Source organism: Marinomonas sp. CT5 (genome assembly GCF_018336975.1).
Lineage (GTDB): Bacteria > Pseudomonadota > Gammaproteobacteria > Pseudomonadales > Marinomonadaceae > Marinomonas.
Genome location: NZ_CP025572.1, coordinates 577,575 through 596,721 on the forward strand (window position 1 = coordinate 577,575; position 19,147 = coordinate 596,721).

Genomic DNA, 19,147 nt, shown 5'->3' on the forward strand with positions numbered 1-19,147 from the left:
TGTAGGTTATTTATGATTGGAATAATCATGTTTTTTGTTGCCCTAGTAATGCTGTTATTAGGGTTCCCTGTAGCTTTCACCTTTGGTGGTATTGCGCTTATCTTCGGCGTTTTTGCTGAAGGTTTCGATATGTTTGCTTTTATGCCATTTCGTATTCAAAGCTACATGGAAAATACCGTTATGATGGCGGTACCTTTGTTTGTCTTTATGGGTATCGTGTTACAAAAGACGAAGTTAGCAGAACAATTATTAGAAGCCATGGGCAAACTGTTTGGCGGTGTTCGAGGCGGTTTGGCTATTTCGACTATTTTAGTGGGGGCGTTATTAGCGGCATCGACTGGTGTGGTTGGCGCTAGTGTGGTGGCAATGGGGCTGATTTCTTTGCCTGTCATGCTGAAATATAAGTACAGCAAATCACTGGCCTGCGGCACTATTTGTGCGTCTGGTACTTTGGGACAAATCATTCCACCTTCGATTATTTTGATCATTTTGGGTGATGTCTTAGGTATTCCCGTTGGCGATCTTTTTCATGCGGCTTTGTTTCCTGGCATGATTCTAATTGCTTGTTATATTGTCTATATCTTGATTCTTACGTTTCTTAAGCCTGAACTGGCACCAGCCATGCCACAGGATGTTGATAATGAAACACGAGCACAACAAATTCGTAGTGCGTTAAAGGCGATCATTCCACCATTGGCTTTGGTATTGATCGTATTGGGCTCTATCTTTACGGGGATTGCGACACCGACTGAGTCGTCTGCTTTGGGGGGGATGGGAGCGATTGTGTTAGCGCTTATTTATCGTCAGTTTAGCTGGAAAATGCTTTATGACAGTGGCTTGGAAACGGTAAAAGTGACGGCCATGGTATTTGCGATACTAATGGGCGCGACGGCATTCTCTATGGCGTTTAGTTACACTGGCGGCGATGCCATTGTGGAAGAGGTCCTATTAAACCTTCCTGGTGAAAAATGGGGCTTTATCATCTTAGCTATGATCGCAATTTTGATCTTGGGTTTCTTTATCGACTTCGTTGAAATCGCTTTTATCATTGTGCCGATTCTTGCGCCTGTCGCTGAAACCTTGGGCATAAATATGGTCTGGTTTGCGATTCTCATTGCAATGAATTTACAGACTTCTTTTTTAACCCCACCGTTTGGTTTTAGTCTATTCTATTTAAAAGGGGTCGCGCCTAGTTCGATCCGTACTACGGACATTTATAAAGGGGTTATGCCGTTTATATTGATCCAGGTCTTGGTTCTGGTCAGTATTATGGTTTTCCCTGAATTGTACGGTATGGAATGATTCATTAAGGGTAAAATACAAAGTAAGGAAGCGGGTTTTTTACCCGCTTTTTTTGTTGATAATTTACGCTGTTTACCAATGATTTCTTGTAGTCTAACAATAATAAAAAGGTCTTTTTTGTGAGATTAAAAAGTAAAATTATCTTGCTTGCTGTCGCGCCACTTATTGTCGCGACGGCCATTATTACCTATTTAGGTTTTCAATCGGCTCGTGATTTAGCCTCCGAAGAACTATCCATCTATGAATTTAACTTGGTGAATGCAAAAAAGCAGGCGTTNAAAAATCACGTCAACATTGCCATGTCTGCTATTCGGCCAGTGTTAGACAATAAAGCATTAAGCGAAGCCGAAGCGCAGGATCAGGTGAAGAAAATTCTCGCTGGATTAAGTTATGAAGACGATGGTTATTTCTTTGCCTATGAAATGTCTGGCGTCAATTTGGTTCATCCTACCCAGCCTGATTTTGTGGGCAAAAACTTATGGGATTTTCAGGATCGTACCGGTAACTATTTAATTCAAGGTTTAATTCGAGCTGCTCAGTCTGGTGGTGGTTTTCACAGATATATTTGGGAAAAGCCGCCATTGATGAAGCAAGAAAATAAGATGGGGTATGTGGTTGCCATCGACCGATGGAATTGGATGATGGGCACGGGTTTGTATCTTGATGATGTTTACGCCGAGTTGGCGAAAACCAAAGCTACCATGAATGACAATATTCAACGTAGCTTTTTTACTGTGATTGAAGTGGTTGTGGTGACCGTGGTTTTTGTCATTTTGTTAGGCTTGGCAATTAACCTTCATGAACACAAATTGGCTGACTCAAGACTAAAAGAACTGGCGCAACGTTTTATGCGTTTGCAGGTCAATGAAAGGCGTGGTTTTTCTCGTGAACTGCATGATGGAATTAATCAGTTATTAGTCAGCTGTAAGTTTCGTATTGAATTAGCAGAGAACAAACTTAAGCGAGATCATGACAAAGACATAGTTCACCAAGAACTGGCAAAAGCAGAAGACTTGATCAATCAGACGATCAGTGAAGTTCGACAAATATCGCATAATTTACGCCCTACCTTGTTGGACGATTTGGGATTAGATACCGCGCTTAAAGCTCTAATTGACCAGTTCATGGAGCGAACCGGAATTCAGGTAACGTATCGTTTTGATGTGGCTTGTAAATTACCAGATGAAATAGAAATTACTGTCTATCGCCTGACCCAAGAGTCGTTAACAAATATTGAAAAACACGCTCAAGCTAAAAATATTTTTCTGTCCGTTTTGCTATTCAATCGGCAAGTTGTGTTTGAGTGTTTGGATGATGGTAGAGGTATCTCGAACAAATCGGAGCTGTATTCAGGTATTGGGTTGATTAATATGCGTGAGCGAATTGAACTAATTGGTGGCGATTTTATACTGGAGTCGCAACGTGGCAAAGGCACCACAGTGCGTGCGATGTTACCTCTTGAGCAGCGTCTTTAAGTAAATAAGTGAAGAGTGATAATAATGACAAAAAAAATTCGCGTTCTCTTAGTGGATGATCATATGTTGGTGCTGGATGGGCTGCAAGCTCGTTTGGAGTTAGAAGATAATATTGATGTAATTGCCACGGCATCTGATGGCTTGAGTGCTTTAGAAAAAGCCCAAGAAACACAGCCTGATTTGGTTCTCATGGACGTTTCTATGCCAGTATTAAATGGCTTAGAAGCGACCAAACGATTCAAAGCCGAACAGCCGAACGTAAAAATCCTAATGCTTAGTATGCACAACGACAAAGAATATATTTTGTCGTTGATCCAATCAGGGGCAAATGGCTATGTTCTCAAAGACGTATCATCAGAAGAACTTGTTCAAGCGATTAATACAGTGTGCCAAGGTGGTACGTATTTTAGCTCTGGCGCGTCAGATTCACTGTTTTCTGCTGCCCCGCCTCCGCCAAAAGAAAGTGAAGAATTAACGAAACGTGAAACCTCTGTATTAAAAGCTCTTGCGGCTGGATTATCAAATAAAGAAATTGCTCAATTGCTGGATATCAGCGTCAGAACCGTCGAAACGCACCGCCAGAATGTTAAAAATAAACTGGATATTCATACTTCAGCGGGCTTGATAAAATACGCTTTAGCCAAGCAGTTGATTGATTAGTTTTGAGGAGTAAGGCGATGGACTTTCGTAAGTATCATGCGCTAGGTAATGTGTATTTAGTGGTATCGCCTGATGAGTTTCCAGATGAGCCTGCGGCTTTGATCATTAAAAATATCTGTCATAAACATTACGGTGTGGCGTCGGATGGAGTGTTGATTGGTCCTTTTCCTTCCAATGTTGCGGACTTTGGTTTGCGCATATTTAACCCTGACGCCAGCGAAGCGGAAAAGAGTGGTAACGGTTTGCGGATATTCTGTCGCGCCTTATGGGATCAAGGTTTAGTAGCGGACAAGCCTTTTACCATTGAAACCAAAGGTGGCGTGGTCAAAGCGCAAGTCTCGGAAAACGGCGCTCGGGTGGATGTGGAAATGGGCAAAGTGTCTTTTCTTAGCCAAGACATTCCAGTGTGGGGTGAGCCTCGGGAAGTTTTGTTAGAAAACCTCAATGTAATGAGTTTGAATCACATCTATAGTGCCGTCACTATTGGTAACCCACATTGTGTGATTTTGACGGAATCTCCTACCGAAACCATGGCTAAAGAGTTTGGACCGCTGATTGAAACCCACCCGAATTTCCCCAATCGAACCAACGTACAGTTTATGCAAGTGCTTGATCGTAATCATATTGTGATTGAGATCTGGGAGCGTGGAGCTGGTTATACTTTGGCGTCCGGTAGCAGCAGTTGTGCTGCGGCTGCGGTGGCATACAAACTCGGTTTATGCGATGCGTCTATCAAGGTGATGATGCCGGGTGGTCAGATTGATATCGAAATCAGTGAGGATTTTCGTGTCAGTATGAGTGGCAGTGTGACGTCTGTTTGTCATGGTCGTATTGCTGATGAATGTCTGTCTCAGCTGTTCCACTAAGGTATAAGGCGCTAGATTAAGAGCCTTTCGCGCCATAACAGGGTAGAGTGGTGGTTTGCGGCAAGATTTGTCGCGGGCGTTTTCGCCTCTTGGCATATGGAGTCCACTATGCGCGTTTTACTGTTTCCATTCTCTTTGTTATGTGTGCTGCTTTCGTCGCTTTTTTCTCCTCTTTATGGAGCGGATGATTGGTATCGTCCGCCGGTTTCTGTGACTTGGCAATGGCAGCTCGATGGTGAGGTAAATGAGGGCTACGATGTCGATTTATACGACATTGATTTGTTTGATTCCTCTGTTGAGCTGATTCAACGTCTGCAAGCCTCTGATAAAAAAGTGATTTGTTATTTCTCCGCGGGCTCATACGAAGATTGGCGACCCGATGCGGCCGATTTTGCCGATAAAGATTTAGGTAAAACGCTGAGTGGTTGGGAAGATGAACGCTGGCTAGATATTCGCTCTAGCGGTGTGCGTGATGTCATGATTCGTCGTCTTGATTTAGCCGTCACAAAAGGCTGTGATGGTGTTGAGCCGGACAATGTGGACAGCTACCGAATCAATACAGGGTTTTCGTTTCGAGCCAATGATCAGTTAAATTACAATCGTTTTTTAGCGGCAGAGGCTCATAGTCGAGGCTTGGCGATAGGTTTGAAAAACGACCCTGATCAGGCACGGGCACTGAGCAGTGACTTTGATTTTGCCATCACAGAACAATGCTTTGAATACTCCGAATGCCGTTCTTATTCCAGCTTTATTAAAGCTGGAAAGCCTGTTTTGAATGCGGAATATCGTCGTCTTTATGTGGACGATGAATCAGAGCGTAATAACATGTGCAAACAATCAGAACGCTTACAGTTCAGTACCTTGGTTTTGCCAGTCACTTTAGATGACAAATTTCGCATGAGTTGCTTACCGTAAATGCCTTGTGTCTTACACATTCTGCATCATCTATTGAGCAAGATTGACCTTTTAAGGATTGTTGATTGTCCGCATGTTTTTCGTTGGAGGAGCGGAGTATGATTTTGCTAAATCCTAAGAAATAAGGTGTCTTTATGATTCGTCATGTATTGTTTATTAAATACAAAGAGCAAGCGACAGAAGCGGATATCGCAACCTCTATGGCTAACTTCGAAAAAATTAAGAGCAAGATCGATGGCATTGAATCGGTTGAGTGGGGTGAAAACAGCAGTCCAGAAGGTCGTAACCAAGGGTATACCCATTGTGTGTTTATGACGTTTGTCGATGATGCCGCTCGCGATGCTTATATTCCGCATCCTGAACACGAGGTATTAAAAGCGCAATTAGGTTCCATTTTGGATGATATTATTGTGTTTGATTACGGGTTATAACGATTTGGTTTTATTGATGATATAACAGAAAAACCGCCTCAAGTCACCTTGAGGCGGTTTTTATACTTTCACTTATTGGCTAGTAGGGCTTATTTGTTTAAATGAGCCAATAGTTTTTCGGCAACCAACTCTGAGCTTGCAGGGTTTTGACCTGTGATCATCAAACCGTCTTGAACGGCAAATGGTGTCCAGTCTGCTGTGTTTTTGTAATCCGCACCGCGTTTTTTCATTTCATCTTCTAACAAGAAAGGCACTACTTCCGTCAATTGCACCGCCGCTTCTTCGCTGTTCGTAAAACCAGTGACGGTTTTGCCTTTAATGAAGTACTCACCTTCTGCGTCTTTGATGTTCAAGAACGCGCTTGGTGCGTGACAAACAGAAGAGATTGGCTTGTCGGCTTTAATAAAGCTTTCGATCAAGGCAATGGATTCTTCGTTTTCGGTCAAATCCCATAATGGGCCGTGACCACCAGGATAGAAGATTGCGTCGAAATTGTCTTGTTTCATATCGCTCAATTTGACTGTGTTAGCAATCACGTCTTGCGCCGCTTGGTCTTTGTAGAAGCGTTCAGTTGCCTCTGTTTGTGCGTCTGGTGCTGTACTGTTTGGATCGATTGGTGCTTGACCACCTTTTGGTGTGGCGACTGTAATTTCTGCGCCAGCATCAAGAAAAGCGTAATAAGGTGTGGCAAATTCCTCTACCCAAAAGCCTGTTTTATGGCCTGTATCGCCCAAATCAGAATGGGAAGTCAGTACGACTAGAATTTTTTTGTTGCTCATAAGAAGCTCCTAAATGTTTCGATGAGTTATTTAACTAAGTTGCAATTAGTCTATCTAACTAATCGAATCGACGTAATGGAGAGGTTTTTGACTTCATTGGTTTAATAATTGATACAATTAAAAGCATGACAACCCTTCTTTAATAGAGAATCAGTACGATGGAAGTCTCCTTTGAGCAGTTAAAAAGTATGGTGGTGTTTGCCCAAGTGGTGGAGCAAGGCAGTTTGACGGCCGCGGCAAAATTCATGGGAATTTCCCGTGGCGTGGTGAGTTATCACCTAAAAAAATTAGAAGAACAGCTTGGTGTAAAACTACTGAATCGTACCACTCGATCTTTGTCATTGACCGAAACGGGCGAAGCCTATTATGAGCGCTGTCGAGCTATTGCTTTTCAGGCCCATGAGGCGAACCGACAAATAGAAAAAGCCAAACAAGAGCCGGAAGGTAAATTGAAAGTTTCTTGTCCGGTGAATTTAGGTTTGCAGGTGGTGGTGCCAGCTTTAAACGAATTTCGACGACTTTATCCTTTAATCGAATTAAATGTCTCTTTAAGCGATGAAGTGGTCAATATCATAAAGGACGGGGTAGATCTGGCGATTCGAGGCGCACCTTTGTTGGATTCGGGTTTACAAGCAAGCAAATTGAAGACGTTTGAAACCTGTTTGTGTGGTTCGCCAGAGTATTTTCGACGCCGAGGTAAGCCAACCAAACCTGAAGAGCTGTATGACCACGACTGGGTGGTTTATACACCAGCCGCCAATACCGTACACCTTAGCCAAGGTTCCAAATCGTTTAGTTTGTCTGTTCATGGAGATGTGAGTACCAATAACGCGGCGGCTAGAACGATATTTTTAGAAGGTGGCAATGGCATTGGGCGCATTCCCATGTACGATGCGCAGCCTCGAATAGATAAAGGCAGCTTAGAGCGAATCTTGCCCGATTATAAATGCACTGGGATTGATGTTTACGCTGTTTTTCCCCCAGGCACTGCGGAGTCTAAAAAGTTGCGATTGTTACTGGATTTCCTGAAACGCTCTTTTGCTCGATTTTGAGGTGGTGTTTTATTTTTTATGCCAATACAAACTCAGAAGCCAAACATCAAACTAAGGTATTGCGGTTAGATGTTTGGCTTCTCTCTTATTAAATCGAGAACCTCTGTACGCTGAGAGTGAGGTTTTGTGCAATGTCTTTAAGGTGGTGAGCCGCTGTCGAAACTTCGTTTACGGCCTCACTGTTTGATTTGTTAAGCTGAGCACTCTCTTCTACATTTTGCGCCACTTCATTACTTGCTTTGCTTTGTTCTGCCAGAATCATGGTGATTTGGTCTAACGAGTCTAGAACCTGTCTTGTGCCATTCTCTATTTCATGCATAGCAACGTTCGTTGCATCAATACCTTCTATGACAGGTTGCATTTGGCTGGCGCTATTTTCCATAACGCCAATGGCAATCTTGGTATCATTTTGAATCATATTGATGGTGTCCGAAATTTCCGCCGTAGATTTACCGGTTTTTTCGGCAAGTGTTCTAACTTCATCGGCCACAACGGAGAATCCACGCCCTGTTTCTCCTGCTCTTGCGGCTTCTATCGCGGCATTTAATGCGAGTAAATTGGTTTGATCGGCTATTTCCTGAATGACGCCAATAACACTGTAGATTTTTTCGGATTGTGATCCCAGTTTGTGTATGGTGTTAGTGGCCTCTTGAATAGATTGGGAAATATTATTGATATCGGTAATATTTTTCTGCATTTGTTGTGCACCGTTTGTCGAAGCATCCCGTGCATTGCTTGATAGTTGATGGGCTTCATCGGCACTTTCAGACACTTGACAGATACCTTGAGTAAGTTCCTCCACTGAAGCGGCGATGGCGGTTGATGTGTCACTTTGTTGTGTACTACTCACGGCAACTTGATGAGATGAAGCGGCTAATTGTTGTGATGAACTGACAAGGGAATGGCTGGCGTCTCGAATTTGTTCTATCACCTCCCTAAGGGCCAATTGCATATTATTCATCTGAGCAAGTAGACTGGTTTTATCATTCGATTTTAGGTCGATTGCCGTTGTCAGGTTACCCTCTGAAATGCTTTTGACAATGTCTGCGGCATAGGCTGGGTCTCCACCAAGCTGACCCATGACATTACGATTAATCCATAGTGCCAAAGCAATGATAAGTAGAACAATGGTAGCGCAAATGATAAGTGATTGGTGTAACGCGTTTTGGTTTGTTTTATCAAGGAAAGCAAGCTGCTCTGTAATTAAGCCGCTGTATTCTTTTTCTGATGTTTCGACAAGAGTGTCCATAGCCGCTACAGCTGGGCGATCAATTCCCTTTACCAATACGTCAATTTTCTTACCTGCTTGAGCATCATTGGTGTCAAATTTATCAAGAGCGGATTGATATTGATTACTGAGTTGATCATGCAGTACGGTCAGTTCACTTATCTTTTTAGTATCTAAGCCTAATTTCTGCATCAATTGTTTCGCTTCAATTAGGTCTTTACTTACGGCATCCCTATGCTGATTAAATTCTGCAGTGTACTTCCTTAGGTTTTCAGGGACATTGCCTCTTATTAACGCATCTTTAAAGGCTTTTACTTGTAGTAGCAGGTTCATTTTTGCATTTTCAATCGTGAGGAGATTGTTGCTTTGAGTCTGAATGATGCCAAGGTTGCTGTGGGTTGTTTTGCTGCTTGAAGACATGGTGATGACACCACTTATTCCTATCGAAGCAGCGCCAATAATGGCGATAGCGGCAAAAAGCCAAAGTCTGGCCGAGGTGGTTAATCGTTTTTTCATCAAGCTATGTCCTTTATTGTGATAGGGAGTGGGGATATTAATGTGATCTATATGTTTCTTAATTTTTAGTTAACTTCTATATTTTGCGCAAGTTTTTAGTTTTCTTAAGAGGAGAGGAAGATCGAGTTTAAAAAAATCATTTCGTTATGGCTGCAAAGAGTATTACTCTGAGATAGGAAGTTGTTAAGGTGCTATCAGTAAATAAATCAGTTCATCGCATTTGGGGTGATGTAGAGAGGGAAGAGTATGTTGTATCGCGTATTGTTGTGTTTGGTTTTAGGTTGTTTTGTATCGGTTTCTATAGCGGCGACTAAGGCTTCAGAAGACCAGAAAAAACTTGCGCAAACTGTATTTGAGCTGGAACGTAGTGTGGCAATTTTACAAGTATCCACAGCTTCATTAGGCGATTATCAATCACTTTCTACCAAAATGGCCCATATTAAGTCTCTAGAATATCGGGTGAATTTTATGGGTAATCTAACTTTTTTATTGTGTATGGCGCTGGTGGTTTTCTTTTTTAAATTACGTAGCCAACAAAAGCGATTACTTGCATTAGAAAACCGAGAAGAGTTTAAAGAGAGTAACAAGCAAACAAAAGACGATGAAAAGTAGGTCCTGAAACTTAAGGAAAAGCGAATGTCTGAGTCAGTGGTGTTGATGATTATAGATATGCAGCAATGTATGTCTTGGCCTCAAGCAGGGGAGCGCAATAACCCCAATGCAGAGCATGAAATTGCTGAGCTATTGGCTCATTGGCGTGCGAGTCATGCTCCGGTTGTTCATGTACGCCATTTTTCCACAGAGCCTGAGTCTCTATTTTGGCCAGAACAAGAAGGTGTGCTGTTTCAAGACGCTTTCCAGCCTTTGGCCGATGAAAAGACCATAGAAAAGCCGGTTCCTGATGCTTTCACTTATTCCGATTTAGAGGGCTGGTTACGTGAACAGGAAGCGCAAGCATTGGTTGTCGTGGGAGTAAGTACTAATAACTCGGTTGAATCTACAGTGCGAAGCGCAGGCAATTTAGGATTTAAAACTTATGTGGTTGGTAGCGCTTGTTTTGCGTTTGAAAAGGACGATTTTTTCGGGCAAACGCGCAGTGCGGATGAAGTGCATGCCATGTCATTGGCGAATTTACATGGTGAATACGCCACCGTCATTAGCCAAGATGAAGCCTTTGCTTTGTTACCGAAAGAACACACAAGCCTTAGTGATTAAGGCTTCGTATTATTCCACCACGCACATTGGAGTATTGGAAATAGGGTCTGGGTGGATCTGAGCGTTCAATGAAAAGACATCTCTTAACAGGTTTTCGGTGAGTACAGATTCTGGCGAACCCTGAGTGATGATTTCACCTTGCTTCATGACAATCAAATGATCGCAATATCGAGCCGCTTGATTGATATCATGCAGTACCGTAATGATGGTTTTGCCTTGGCGGTTCAGTTTGCGTAACAAATGCATCAATTCTACTTGATGGCTTAAATCCATGTAGGTGGTGGGTTCGTCTAGTAATAAATAAGGCGTATCCTGTGCCAATGTCATTGCCAGCCAAACTCGCTGGCGTTGCCCGCCTGAAAGTTCGCTAACGAGCTGATCGGCCAGTTTGGTAATACCGGTTTCCTCCATGACCTTATCGATTATCACTTGATCGTCTTGGTTAATTCTGCCCCAAAATCCTGTATATGGACTGCGTCCGTAAGCGACCAAATCTTTGACTTTTATCCCTTCTGGAATGGGTTGAGTTTGTGGCAGCAAGGCCAGTTGTTGAGCCAACTTTTTAGACGATATGCCATGAAGGTTTTTACCTTGCCAGTGAATTTGTCCCTCCAATGGTGACAAAATACGAGCCATGGCTTTGAGTAAGGTCGATTTACCACAGCCGTTTGGCCCGAGTAGGGCAATGATTTTTCCTTCAGGAATACTTAGATCGACCTGTTTGACGATGGCTTTATTGTGGTAGCCAACAGAGAGATTATGAGCGCTAAGAGACATAAATCATTTTGTCCTAAGGAGAAGCCAAAGAAAATACGGAGCACCAATAATGGCCGTCATAATACCAGCGGGTAATTCGATCGGAGGGTCAATGGTGCGTGCCACAAGATCCGCCAACAGCAACAAAACCGCCCCCACTAACATGGTAGAGGGCAAGAGTATTTGATGGCGACCTCCGACTAGCTTGCGGGTCAAATGAGGGGCCACCAAACCTAAAAATCCGATAGGGCCACAAATCGCCACACAAGAGGCGGTGAGTCCAACAGCAACCGCCAAGGCAACTAAGCGCAGTTTGTTTGCCTTGATACCAAGGCTAATGGCGCTGTCATCGCCAAGGTGTATCAGGTTTAGCGGCTTGGCAAGCCCAAGAGCGGCAGGTACAAGCAACAACCAAGGCAACAACATTGAAAGCTGGCTCCAACCTCGTCCCCACAAACTGCCCGTTAGCCAAAGCAGTGCATTATTGATTTCTAGCGGTTTTACCAGCATGAGAAAATCGACACTGCTTGCGTACAGCGCAGCCAATGCCACACCAGTAATCGCCAATTTAATGGTGCTACTATGCTGACCACATAACCACCACAGAGTGATGGCAGCGATAAAACTGCCAATCAAGGCCACTTCTGGTAGCCAGCGCACATCAGCGGTTGGGAAAAATGTCATATAAATCACAGCGGCGAGACCTGCCCCATGACTGACACCAAGCACATCGGGTGAAGCCAAGGGGTTACGAATTACGCCTTGTACCAAGGCACCCGCCAGCGCCATCATAGCGCCAACTAACATGGCTAAAATAGTACGCGGAAGGCGGTATTCATGAAGAGTAAAGTAATGCTCATTGCCGCTTTGAAACCCTTCAAGCATTTGATTGAAAGGAATAGAAACCGCACCAAACATTAAGTTTGCGACCAGTAACCCTAGCAAAACGAATAGTAAAAAAGGCAGGGATCGCGAGGCCATCATAGTGTTCTCTTACGGACAAGGTAGATGAAAAATGGCGCTCCGATGAGCGCTAAAATGGCGCCAGCGGGTGTTTCGGCAGGATAAATAATGGCTCGACTTAATGTGTCGGATAACACCACTAAACAGGCACCTAGCAGCATAGCCACAGGCAAAAATTTGCGATGATCTTGTCCGATCAATATTCTTGCCATATGAGGAATGAGCAGTCCGACGAAGCCAATGGCTCCCACGCTACTGATGGCGCTACCCACCAAAAGCAATACTAAAAAGCTGCCCCCCAATTTTATCCACATAAGTGACACACCAAGGTTACGCGCATTGTCGTCACCAAGTTGCAGTAGATTGAGGGTCGGAGCCATCAATATTGCGCCTAATAATCCGGCGACACAAAAGGGCCAAAAAGCATCAAAAGTTTGCCATCTTGCATCGGATAAACTGCCCGCTAGCCAAGTGAGTACACCAGATGCTTGATCTTCTTCCATGATGATGACAGCTTTGGTTAGCGCCGCGCATAGGGCGGAAATGGCTACGCCTGCAAGAACTAAACGGCCGTGCTCGTTTCCCCCTCGCCAAGCGCTGCCAAGCAACATCACTAACGCCCAAGCCGTGCCACCGCCAATAATCGCCGCGAAGGAGGTACCGAGTAAACCAAACCAAGGAGCAATGGTTGAAACCAAAGCCATACCAAGCGCCGCACCGGCGTTGATCCCCAAAACAGAGGGGGAAGCGAGCGGGTTTTGCGTTAGGGCTTGCATGATGACACCAGCCGCGGCGAGATTGGCGCCTACCATGATGCCAATAAGGACTCTTGGCAGTCGTAAGTCATGAACAATATGCTGAGCAATACTGTCGTTATTCATATTGTACAAAGCTTGCACGGCATCCATCGCTGAAATAGGAATGGCCGACCAACTGATTAGACTAACTAATGAGCAAGCGAATAAAGCGAGAAGCAAGACCGTGCATTGAGCAAAAAAAGCGAGACGCATTGGGATCATGTGTTTGCGTTAAAAACCTTATACAAGTCTTTGCCCATGGTTTCCGCAGAAATGATGCCGCGGCAACGAGACCAAGTATTTGGATTCACATAGAAAATATGGTGGTTTTTTGCGGCTTTCAGAATCCGCCAAAGTGGCTCTTTTTCCCATTTATTGACAATACTTGGCGTCACGTAATTGCCGACGAGAAAGTAATCAGGGTTCACAGCAAGGAGCTGTTCTAAACTGGTTTGGCGATAAGCATCGTCGTCTCGGCCGGTATTGGCATTTTTTAATCCTAAGGCTCGAATAACACCGCCAGCGTAGGAATCCGAAGTGTGTAGAAACAACGCGTCATCACGAGCCACACCAAATTGTACTTCTTTGCCTTTCGGTAAGTGTTTGGACAAATCAGCCATAATATCGGCGTGTTTTTTCAAGCGCGCTTGCATTTGTTTGTCTTTACCAATGGCTTTGCCGATGATGGCCGTGGCTTCCAGGTTTTCTTCGTAGGAAGCGCGTCGAGATGGGAGAATCAAGGTAGGAGCTATCTTTTGTAAGTCGGCATAAACGCCTTCATGACGAGAAATATCGGCGATAATAAGATCTGGTTTTAGGGATGAAATGGTTTCTAGACTGGGCTGAGAGCGTGTACCAACGGATGTCCATTCCCCAATTTCATTGCGAACCTCTTGAAGAATACGGCTTGGCTCTTTGTCATCGGCCACACCCACAGGGCTGACTCCCACCGCCGCTAAGGCGTCCACAAAAGAAAATTCCAAGACCACGATTCGCTTTGGTGTGTAGTCCAAAGTAAAGGTGCCTTTGCTGTCTTGAACGGTAACGGCTTGGGAAAGTGAACAAAAACAAATGGATAGAATCGATAGAGCAACCGACAGAGCGCGTTTCATGATACAGCCTTTAAAAGTAAAAAACATGATAATGATAACACTTCTCAATTATATTTGAAGGCTTTTGTAGCGATTAATTCTTATGTGCTCAAGCTTAGTCTATTGCTAGCTGGTGACTAGATACTTTCACCAGCTTCTATTTGGAAAGGCAGATCAATGACTCTTTTTGAAACAGGGTTTCCCTGTAAGCGGGACAATAAATGCTCGGCAGCGAGTCGCCCCATTTCTTCACGAGGTGTAATAACCGTTGCCAGTCTTGGCACCATGACGCGAGATATATCATGGCCGTGGAAACCAGCAATGCTGATATCTTGGGGAACATTAATACCTGCTTTTTGACAGGCGTAAAGGGCACCGATTGCTAAGTCATCGTTAGTACAGAAAATACCATCGGTTCCAGGCTGTTGTTGTAATACGTCTTTGAGGAAGCTTGCTCCCAATGTAAAAGACGATGCACTGTTGGTTTTCAGGCACAAAGGCGTTAAACCATGGTCGAGCATTGCAGCTTCATAGCCCTTGATTTTGAGCAGTGTTCGTTGGTCCATTCGAGCTGCAAAATAGGCGATCTTTTGACGTCCTCGTTTGATTATAAACTCGGTCATGGCATAAGCCGCGGCCTCGTTATTGATACCGATGGCTTGTTCTATTGGTGCTGATACGGAATCCATAATTTCGATAACCGGTATACCCGCGACGGCTAACATTTTTCTAACTCGTTCTGTGTGGTCGCTTTCTGAGATGATTAATCCGTCTACATTGTAAGAAAGTAGAGTTGCAATCCTCGCTTCTTCGGCTTCTTTACTGTAACCGTAGTGGGCCAACATGGTTTGGTAACCTGCAGGTTCTACAACAGATTCAATACCGCGAATGACTTCTGCAAATACTTGGTTCGTTAATGACGGTAATAAAACGCCAATCGCATGACTTTTAGATTTGGATAAAATATCAGGGGCACGATTTGGTATGTAGCCAAGATCCTCTAATGCCGCCGCAATCTTAGTTTGCAAGGGGGATGAGACTTGGTCGGGGTTTCTAAGAAAGCGGCTTACCGTCATTTTCGTAACGCCTACTAAGTCAGCAACGTCTTGTAATGTCGGGCGTTTATTCTTCATGTTAGAGCTTTTCATACCAGTGACGTATCCATGTATTGTTACAAGTAACATTATCATAAGCCATTCATGGCTAGAAACAAAAATTAGATGCTAGTGTTTTTTTGTCAATAAAAGAGGAAAATGTATTGAGGGTAAGTATTCACTAATGTGTTTAGCAAGAGACGTAAAAGATTACGTCTCTTGTAAAACACTAGTGTTTTCCTAAAAGCATAAGCGCCTCGTTTAAAACACTATCAGCATTTTGAGAAATGTCGATCACTAGCGCTTCTTCTGCGGTTGGCTCAATCAAGGTAGCAAATTGGCTTTCTAGCATATCTCTGCCATTAAAATAATGGCCGTCACGCTTTTGGTGACGCTGCCAAATGGTATCGATACTTCCTTTAAGGTAGATCATGGTGACATCGTCTAGACCATCACGCAGCATGGCGCGATATTCTGGTTTTAAACCAGAACATGCGATAACGGCAGTTGGGTTATTAATTAAAATGGCGTTTAGTGTTGCCAGCCAGTCTTTGCGGTCCTCGTCCGTGAGAGGTGTGCCTTGTCGCATTTTATTTACGTTTGCTTGGCTATGAAAATCATCACCATCAAAAAACGGATAGTCCAATTTGTCGGCGATACTTTTACCTATCAAGGATTTTCCTGAACCTGATACGCCTAAAACTACAATTCTCTTTGTCATCTTCTTAAGTCCTTATTGCCTTGCTGGGGTCTGCAAGGCCACAGTGTCGTTCAAAAAGCCGTATTGAACGGCAGGTCTCAATGGGTTATTTCCACCAGAGGGCCAGCTCAGGGAAGAATATGACTAAGCCGAGCACAAGCACCTGTAAACCAATAAACGGCATTAATGAACTAAAGATCTCACCAAGACTAATGTCTTTAGGTGCAACCGACTTCAGATAAAATGCCGCAGGGCCAAAGGGTGGTGATAAGAAAGACACCTGCATATTTAGACAGAACACCACACCGAACCAGATTGGGTCTAAACCAAGTCCCGTAATGATTGGCACAAAAATTGGCATTGTTAACAGCGCAACACCAACCCAGTCTAAGAACATGCCGAGCACAAGTAAGATGATCATCATGATCATGATGGTGCCCATCACGCTACCACCGCTTAGAGCAAGAATGGTTTCTTCAACGAAATCGATACCACCCATTAGGTTGTAAACGCCTACTAGTGCGGTTGCCCCAATACCGATCCAGATGATCATGCCACAAGTACTCATGGTGGCCTTGGCGCTGTCTTTTAACATTGCGAAATTCAGTTCACCACGAATCGCTGCACTAATGATGATGCCGACAACACCAAGTGCTGATGCTTCAGTAACAGAAGCCACACCAGTATAAATACTGCCTAAAACCATCATCACAGTCAGCAGAGGAAACAATAGCGCTTTAAAATAGTTAACATCTTTGTCCGCAGCTAGCTCTTCTTCGCTCGGCAATGGCGCATATTCAGGATGAAGGCGAGAGATGATTAACACATAAGCCATGTAAGCGAAGGCAAGAATAAACGCAGGTAAAAATGCCGCTTTGAACAAATCGCCTATGGACACGCTAGCGGTTAAACCATAGATAATTAATACGATACTTGGCGGTAACATGGTGCCTAATGCACCACCGGCACAGGTAACACCGATTGCCAGTTTGCGGTTGTAGCCAAGACGTAACATTTGCGGTAAAGCTAAGATACCAAGCAATACGGTTTCGCCACCAATAACGCCTGACATAGAAGCCAAAACGATAGCAACCAACAAGGTTTGTACGGCAACACCGCCACGTAGTTTTCGACCAAAAACCTTCATCGCATCAAACAGATCTCGGGCGATACCGGACCTATCTAATAAGGCGGCCATGAGAACAAACATCGGTACAGCAAGAAACACATAGCTACCAACGAAGCTGTACAAACGGCTAGTGATCAAAGGCAAAGCGCCAACGCCAAACCAACCGATTGCAAAAACAAGTGCTACTAACGCGGTAACAAAGGCTAATTGCATGCCCGTTAGCAGTAATAAAATCATCGAACCGAGCATGAGGAGACTGCCGTAGCCTATGCCCATTGCGGATAAATCAAACATCTTTACGTTTCCTTAAACCATTTAATTCTTGTACTAGGTGCAAGAAAAACTGCACAAACATGATACAGAGCGTCATAAAGATCATGCCTTTAACTAAGGCTGGGAAAACAGGATCCCAAGCGGATCCAGATGTTTCTAAACGAATGTCACCAAAGGGAGTAAGCCAAGAGTCTTGCACCATCTGATATGCTGCCCAGCTAAGCAAACTGGTAAAAATTAGCCCCATAACATGATGAAAAACATTCAACCAACGGCGGGTCGTGTCTGAGACGAGGTCATAAATCAGCACCACACGAACATGTTTATTGATTGATAAAGCGTAAATACCACCATAAACGAACAAACAGCCCCCTAAAAATGAAGCGGTTTCGTGAACCCAAATGGTGGGGGCATTGAAGAGGTAACGCATCAATACTTCGTAAAATGAAATGCCAACAGTGAAGATAAACAACAAGCTGATAAAGTTGCCAAAGCGGTAGATCAAACGATCTAGCGCATTTCTTGGCTGTTCAGAACTGTCTAGTGTCTGTGGATGAATTTCGTCTTTCATGATTATGGTCCAATGAAAAGCAGGCGCTGATGCGATTACTCATATCGCGCCTGTTTTGTTGGTTTAGAAGGATTCTAATTGAACTTAAAGAAGACCATTCGCTTCTAGGTAAGTGGTAATAGAGTCATATACTTTCTGCGCATTGGCAGAACCTTTTGCGAACTCTTTCCACTGTGTACGAGCAATGGCACGGAATTTCTTACGTTCTTCAGCTGACCAATCATGAATAGTGATGTTCGGATCGGCTTTAGCGGCTTTAATCGCTGCTTGGTCGGCAATACGTAATTGCGTGGTCATGTCTTCTGCGAAGTCACGAACTGAAACGGTCAAAATAGCTTGGATATCAGCAGGTAGTTTGTCCCATTTTTTCTTATTCATTGAGATATCAATCAATGGCAGAGAATGGAAACCTGGTTGAACTGGGTGTGTTGCAATGTCGTTCATTCCAGCTTTTTGGTTAGTTGAGAAAACTGTGTAGTCAGCGGCATCGATAACACCTTTACTAAGACCTGTGAACACTTCTGAACCAGGTAGGTTAACTGGTGCTGCGCCAGCAGCGGCAAATACTCGTTGTACTAAGCCTTCAGGAGCTCGAAGCTTCAGACCTTTCAAATCTGCTACACTGTCTAGGGGTACACGAGAAACCAAAGATTCAACGCCAGTCGTAGAACCACCGATGAATTTTACGCCATACGGAGCGTAAAGCTCGTTCATCAGTTCATAACCACCACCGTAGTTAACATATTGCAGCAACTGCTGAGTGTTTGACCAAGCACCTACTGTATTACCAATAAGGCCAAAAGCGGGATCTTTTCCAGAGAAAAATTCAGTTGCAGTAATTTGACCATCCAAGATGCCCATTTTAATACCGTCTAATGTTTCGGTATGTTTGAAAATACTGCCAACAGGAAGCAAGTCGATATGAACTCGGCCACCAGTCATTGTTTCGACGCGTTTAGTCCATTCTTTTTGGACTTGGAAGTTTTTGTCGCCAGCTGGGTCAGAAGATTGGAACTTAAAGTTGTAATCCGCTGCAAACGCTGAAGTCGATAGAATACCGGCCATAGCCGTAGTCAATAACGTGGTAGTGAACTTATTCATAGTATTGCTTCCCATTATTTTTTTTTGAAAGAACTGCTTTATCGTCGCAGTTTTAGGAATGATGCCTTAGTCACGCTAAATGTTACCGGTAACTAAGTTGTGGATGTTACCGATAACATTTTGGGTTAGTCAAGCCTTGTTCCACAAAAAATTAGCGTTCAAAAGGTAGATGATTGATATGCAAAGAAATCTTATTCAACGGTCGTTTCTAGCTTTAAATGAAATGCCACAGA

The 19,147-nt window shown here is 43.8% G+C and carries 20 protein-coding genes; 9 read left to right on the forward strand and 11 right to left on the reverse strand.

Going from position 1 to position 19,147, the window contains the following annotated elements; translation table 11 throughout:
* Positions 1-12: 12 nt before the first annotated feature.
* The 6 genes from C0J08_RS02785 (at position 13) to C0J08_RS02810 (ending at position 5,649) form a co-directional block, all read left to right on the forward strand.
* On the forward strand, positions 13-1,302 hold the full coding sequence (locus C0J08_RS02785; RefSeq protein WP_212654617.1) for a TRAP transporter large permease: 1,290 nt from the start codon (positions 13-15) through the stop codon (positions 1,300-1,302).
* Between the two features lie 119 nt (positions 1,303-1,421).
* Positions 1,422-2,777 carry a cache domain-containing protein gene (locus C0J08_RS02790; protein WP_212654618.1) on the forward strand — a complete coding sequence of 452 codons (1,356 nt, stop codon included), beginning with the start codon at positions 1,422-1,424 and terminating at the stop codon, positions 2,775-2,777.
* A gap of 24 nt (positions 2,778-2,801) precedes the next feature.
* On the forward strand, positions 2,802-3,437 hold the full coding sequence (locus tag C0J08_RS02795; protein ID WP_212654619.1) for a response regulator transcription factor: 636 nt from the start codon (positions 2,802-2,804) through the stop codon (positions 3,435-3,437).
* A gap of 17 nt (positions 3,438-3,454) precedes the next feature.
* On the forward strand, positions 3,455-4,303 hold the full coding sequence (gene dapF, locus C0J08_RS02800) for a diaminopimelate epimerase (protein ID WP_212654620.1): 849 nt from the start codon (positions 3,455-3,457) through the stop codon (positions 4,301-4,303).
* 108 nt (positions 4,304-4,411) lie between these two features.
* Positions 4,412-5,218, forward strand: coding sequence for an endo alpha-1,4 polygalactosaminidase (locus C0J08_RS02805; RefSeq protein WP_212654621.1), 807 nt, complete (start codon positions 4,412-4,414; stop codon positions 5,216-5,218).
* Between the two features lie 134 nt (positions 5,219-5,352).
* Complete coding sequence (locus tag C0J08_RS02810; RefSeq protein WP_212654622.1) at positions 5,353-5,649, forward strand: Dabb family protein; 297 nt, start codon at positions 5,353-5,355, stop codon at positions 5,647-5,649.
* An 89-nt stretch (positions 5,650-5,738) separates the two neighbouring features.
* Here the strand turns inward: C0J08_RS02810 and C0J08_RS02815 are convergent, their stop codons facing one another.
* Positions 5,739-6,428: a type 1 glutamine amidotransferase domain-containing protein gene (locus tag C0J08_RS02815; protein ID WP_212654623.1), complete on the reverse strand. Its 690-nt coding sequence runs from the start codon at positions 6,426-6,428 to the stop codon at positions 5,739-5,741.
* A gap of 158 nt (positions 6,429-6,586) precedes the next feature.
* Between C0J08_RS02815 and C0J08_RS02820 the strand changes: the two genes are divergently transcribed.
* Positions 6,587-7,480, forward strand: coding sequence for a LysR family transcriptional regulator (locus C0J08_RS02820; RefSeq protein ID WP_212654624.1), 894 nt, complete (start codon positions 6,587-6,589; stop codon positions 7,478-7,480).
* A gap of 88 nt (positions 7,481-7,568) precedes the next feature.
* Here C0J08_RS02820 and C0J08_RS02825 read toward each other — a convergent pair whose 3' ends face one another.
* The gene (locus tag C0J08_RS02825) at positions 7,569-9,224 is read right to left on the reverse strand and encodes a methyl-accepting chemotaxis protein (RefSeq protein ID WP_212654625.1); all 1,656 of its coding nucleotides are present in this window, start codon (positions 9,222-9,224) and stop codon (positions 7,569-7,571) included.
* 246 nt (positions 9,225-9,470) lie between these two features.
* Between C0J08_RS02825 and C0J08_RS02830 the strand changes: the two genes are divergently transcribed.
* On the forward strand, positions 9,471-9,836 hold the full coding sequence (locus tag C0J08_RS02830) for a hypothetical protein (protein ID WP_212654626.1): 366 nt from the start codon (positions 9,471-9,473) through the stop codon (positions 9,834-9,836).
* Between the two features lie 24 nt (positions 9,837-9,860).
* Positions 9,861-10,439, forward strand: coding sequence for a cysteine hydrolase family protein (locus C0J08_RS02835; protein WP_212654627.1), 579 nt, complete (start codon positions 9,861-9,863; stop codon positions 10,437-10,439).
* Between the two features lie 9 nt (positions 10,440-10,448).
* Here the strand turns inward: C0J08_RS02835 and fecE are convergent, their stop codons facing one another.
* From fecE to C0J08_RS02880, 9 genes are all read right to left on the reverse strand, one after another.
* Positions 10,449-11,216 (reverse strand): Fe(3+) dicitrate ABC transporter ATP-binding protein FecE, encoded by a 768-nt coding sequence (gene fecE / locus C0J08_RS02840; protein WP_212654628.1) that lies wholly within the window; start codon positions 11,214-11,216, stop codon positions 10,449-10,451.
* Positions 11,217-11,219: 3 nt separating this feature from the next.
* Positions 11,220-12,179, reverse strand: coding sequence for a Fe(3+) dicitrate ABC transporter permease subunit FecD (gene fecD / locus C0J08_RS02845; RefSeq protein ID WP_249344481.1), 960 nt, complete (start codon positions 12,177-12,179; stop codon positions 11,220-11,222).
* Positions 12,176-13,177 (reverse strand): iron chelate uptake ABC transporter family permease subunit, encoded by a 1,002-nt coding sequence (locus C0J08_RS02850; protein ID WP_212654629.1) that lies wholly within the window; start codon positions 13,175-13,177, stop codon positions 12,176-12,178. Before C0J08_RS02850 ends, fecD begins: the two co-directional genes overlap by 4 nt.
* On the reverse strand, positions 13,174-14,067 hold the full coding sequence (locus tag C0J08_RS02855; RefSeq protein ID WP_212654630.1) for a Fe(3+) dicitrate ABC transporter substrate-binding protein: 894 nt from the start codon (positions 14,065-14,067) through the stop codon (positions 13,174-13,176). The genes C0J08_RS02850 and C0J08_RS02855 overlap by 4 nt, the downstream gene beginning before the upstream one ends.
* Positions 14,068-14,183: 116 nt before the next feature.
* On the reverse strand, positions 14,184-15,194 hold the full coding sequence (gntR, locus tag C0J08_RS02860; protein ID WP_502711624.1) for a gluconate operon transcriptional repressor GntR: 1,011 nt from the start codon (positions 15,192-15,194) through the stop codon (positions 14,184-14,186).
* Between the two features lie 175 nt (positions 15,195-15,369).
* On the reverse strand, positions 15,370-15,861 hold the full coding sequence (locus tag C0J08_RS02865; protein WP_212654631.1) for a gluconokinase: 492 nt from the start codon (positions 15,859-15,861) through the stop codon (positions 15,370-15,372).
* A gap of 85 nt (positions 15,862-15,946) precedes the next feature.
* Positions 15,947-17,263: a TRAP transporter large permease gene (locus C0J08_RS02870; RefSeq protein ID WP_011978525.1), complete on the reverse strand. Its 1,317-nt coding sequence runs from the start codon at positions 17,261-17,263 to the stop codon at positions 15,947-15,949.
* Positions 17,256-17,813, reverse strand: coding sequence for a TRAP transporter small permease subunit (locus tag C0J08_RS02875; protein ID WP_249344483.1), 558 nt, complete (start codon positions 17,811-17,813; stop codon positions 17,256-17,258). The genes C0J08_RS02870 and C0J08_RS02875 overlap by 8 nt, the downstream gene beginning before the upstream one ends.
* 84 nt (positions 17,814-17,897) lie before the next feature.
* Positions 17,898-18,914 carry a TRAP transporter substrate-binding protein gene (locus tag C0J08_RS02880; protein WP_212654632.1) on the reverse strand — a complete coding sequence of 339 codons (1,017 nt, stop codon included), beginning with the start codon at positions 18,912-18,914 and terminating at the stop codon, positions 17,898-17,900.
* Positions 18,915-19,147: the final 233 nt, after the last annotated feature.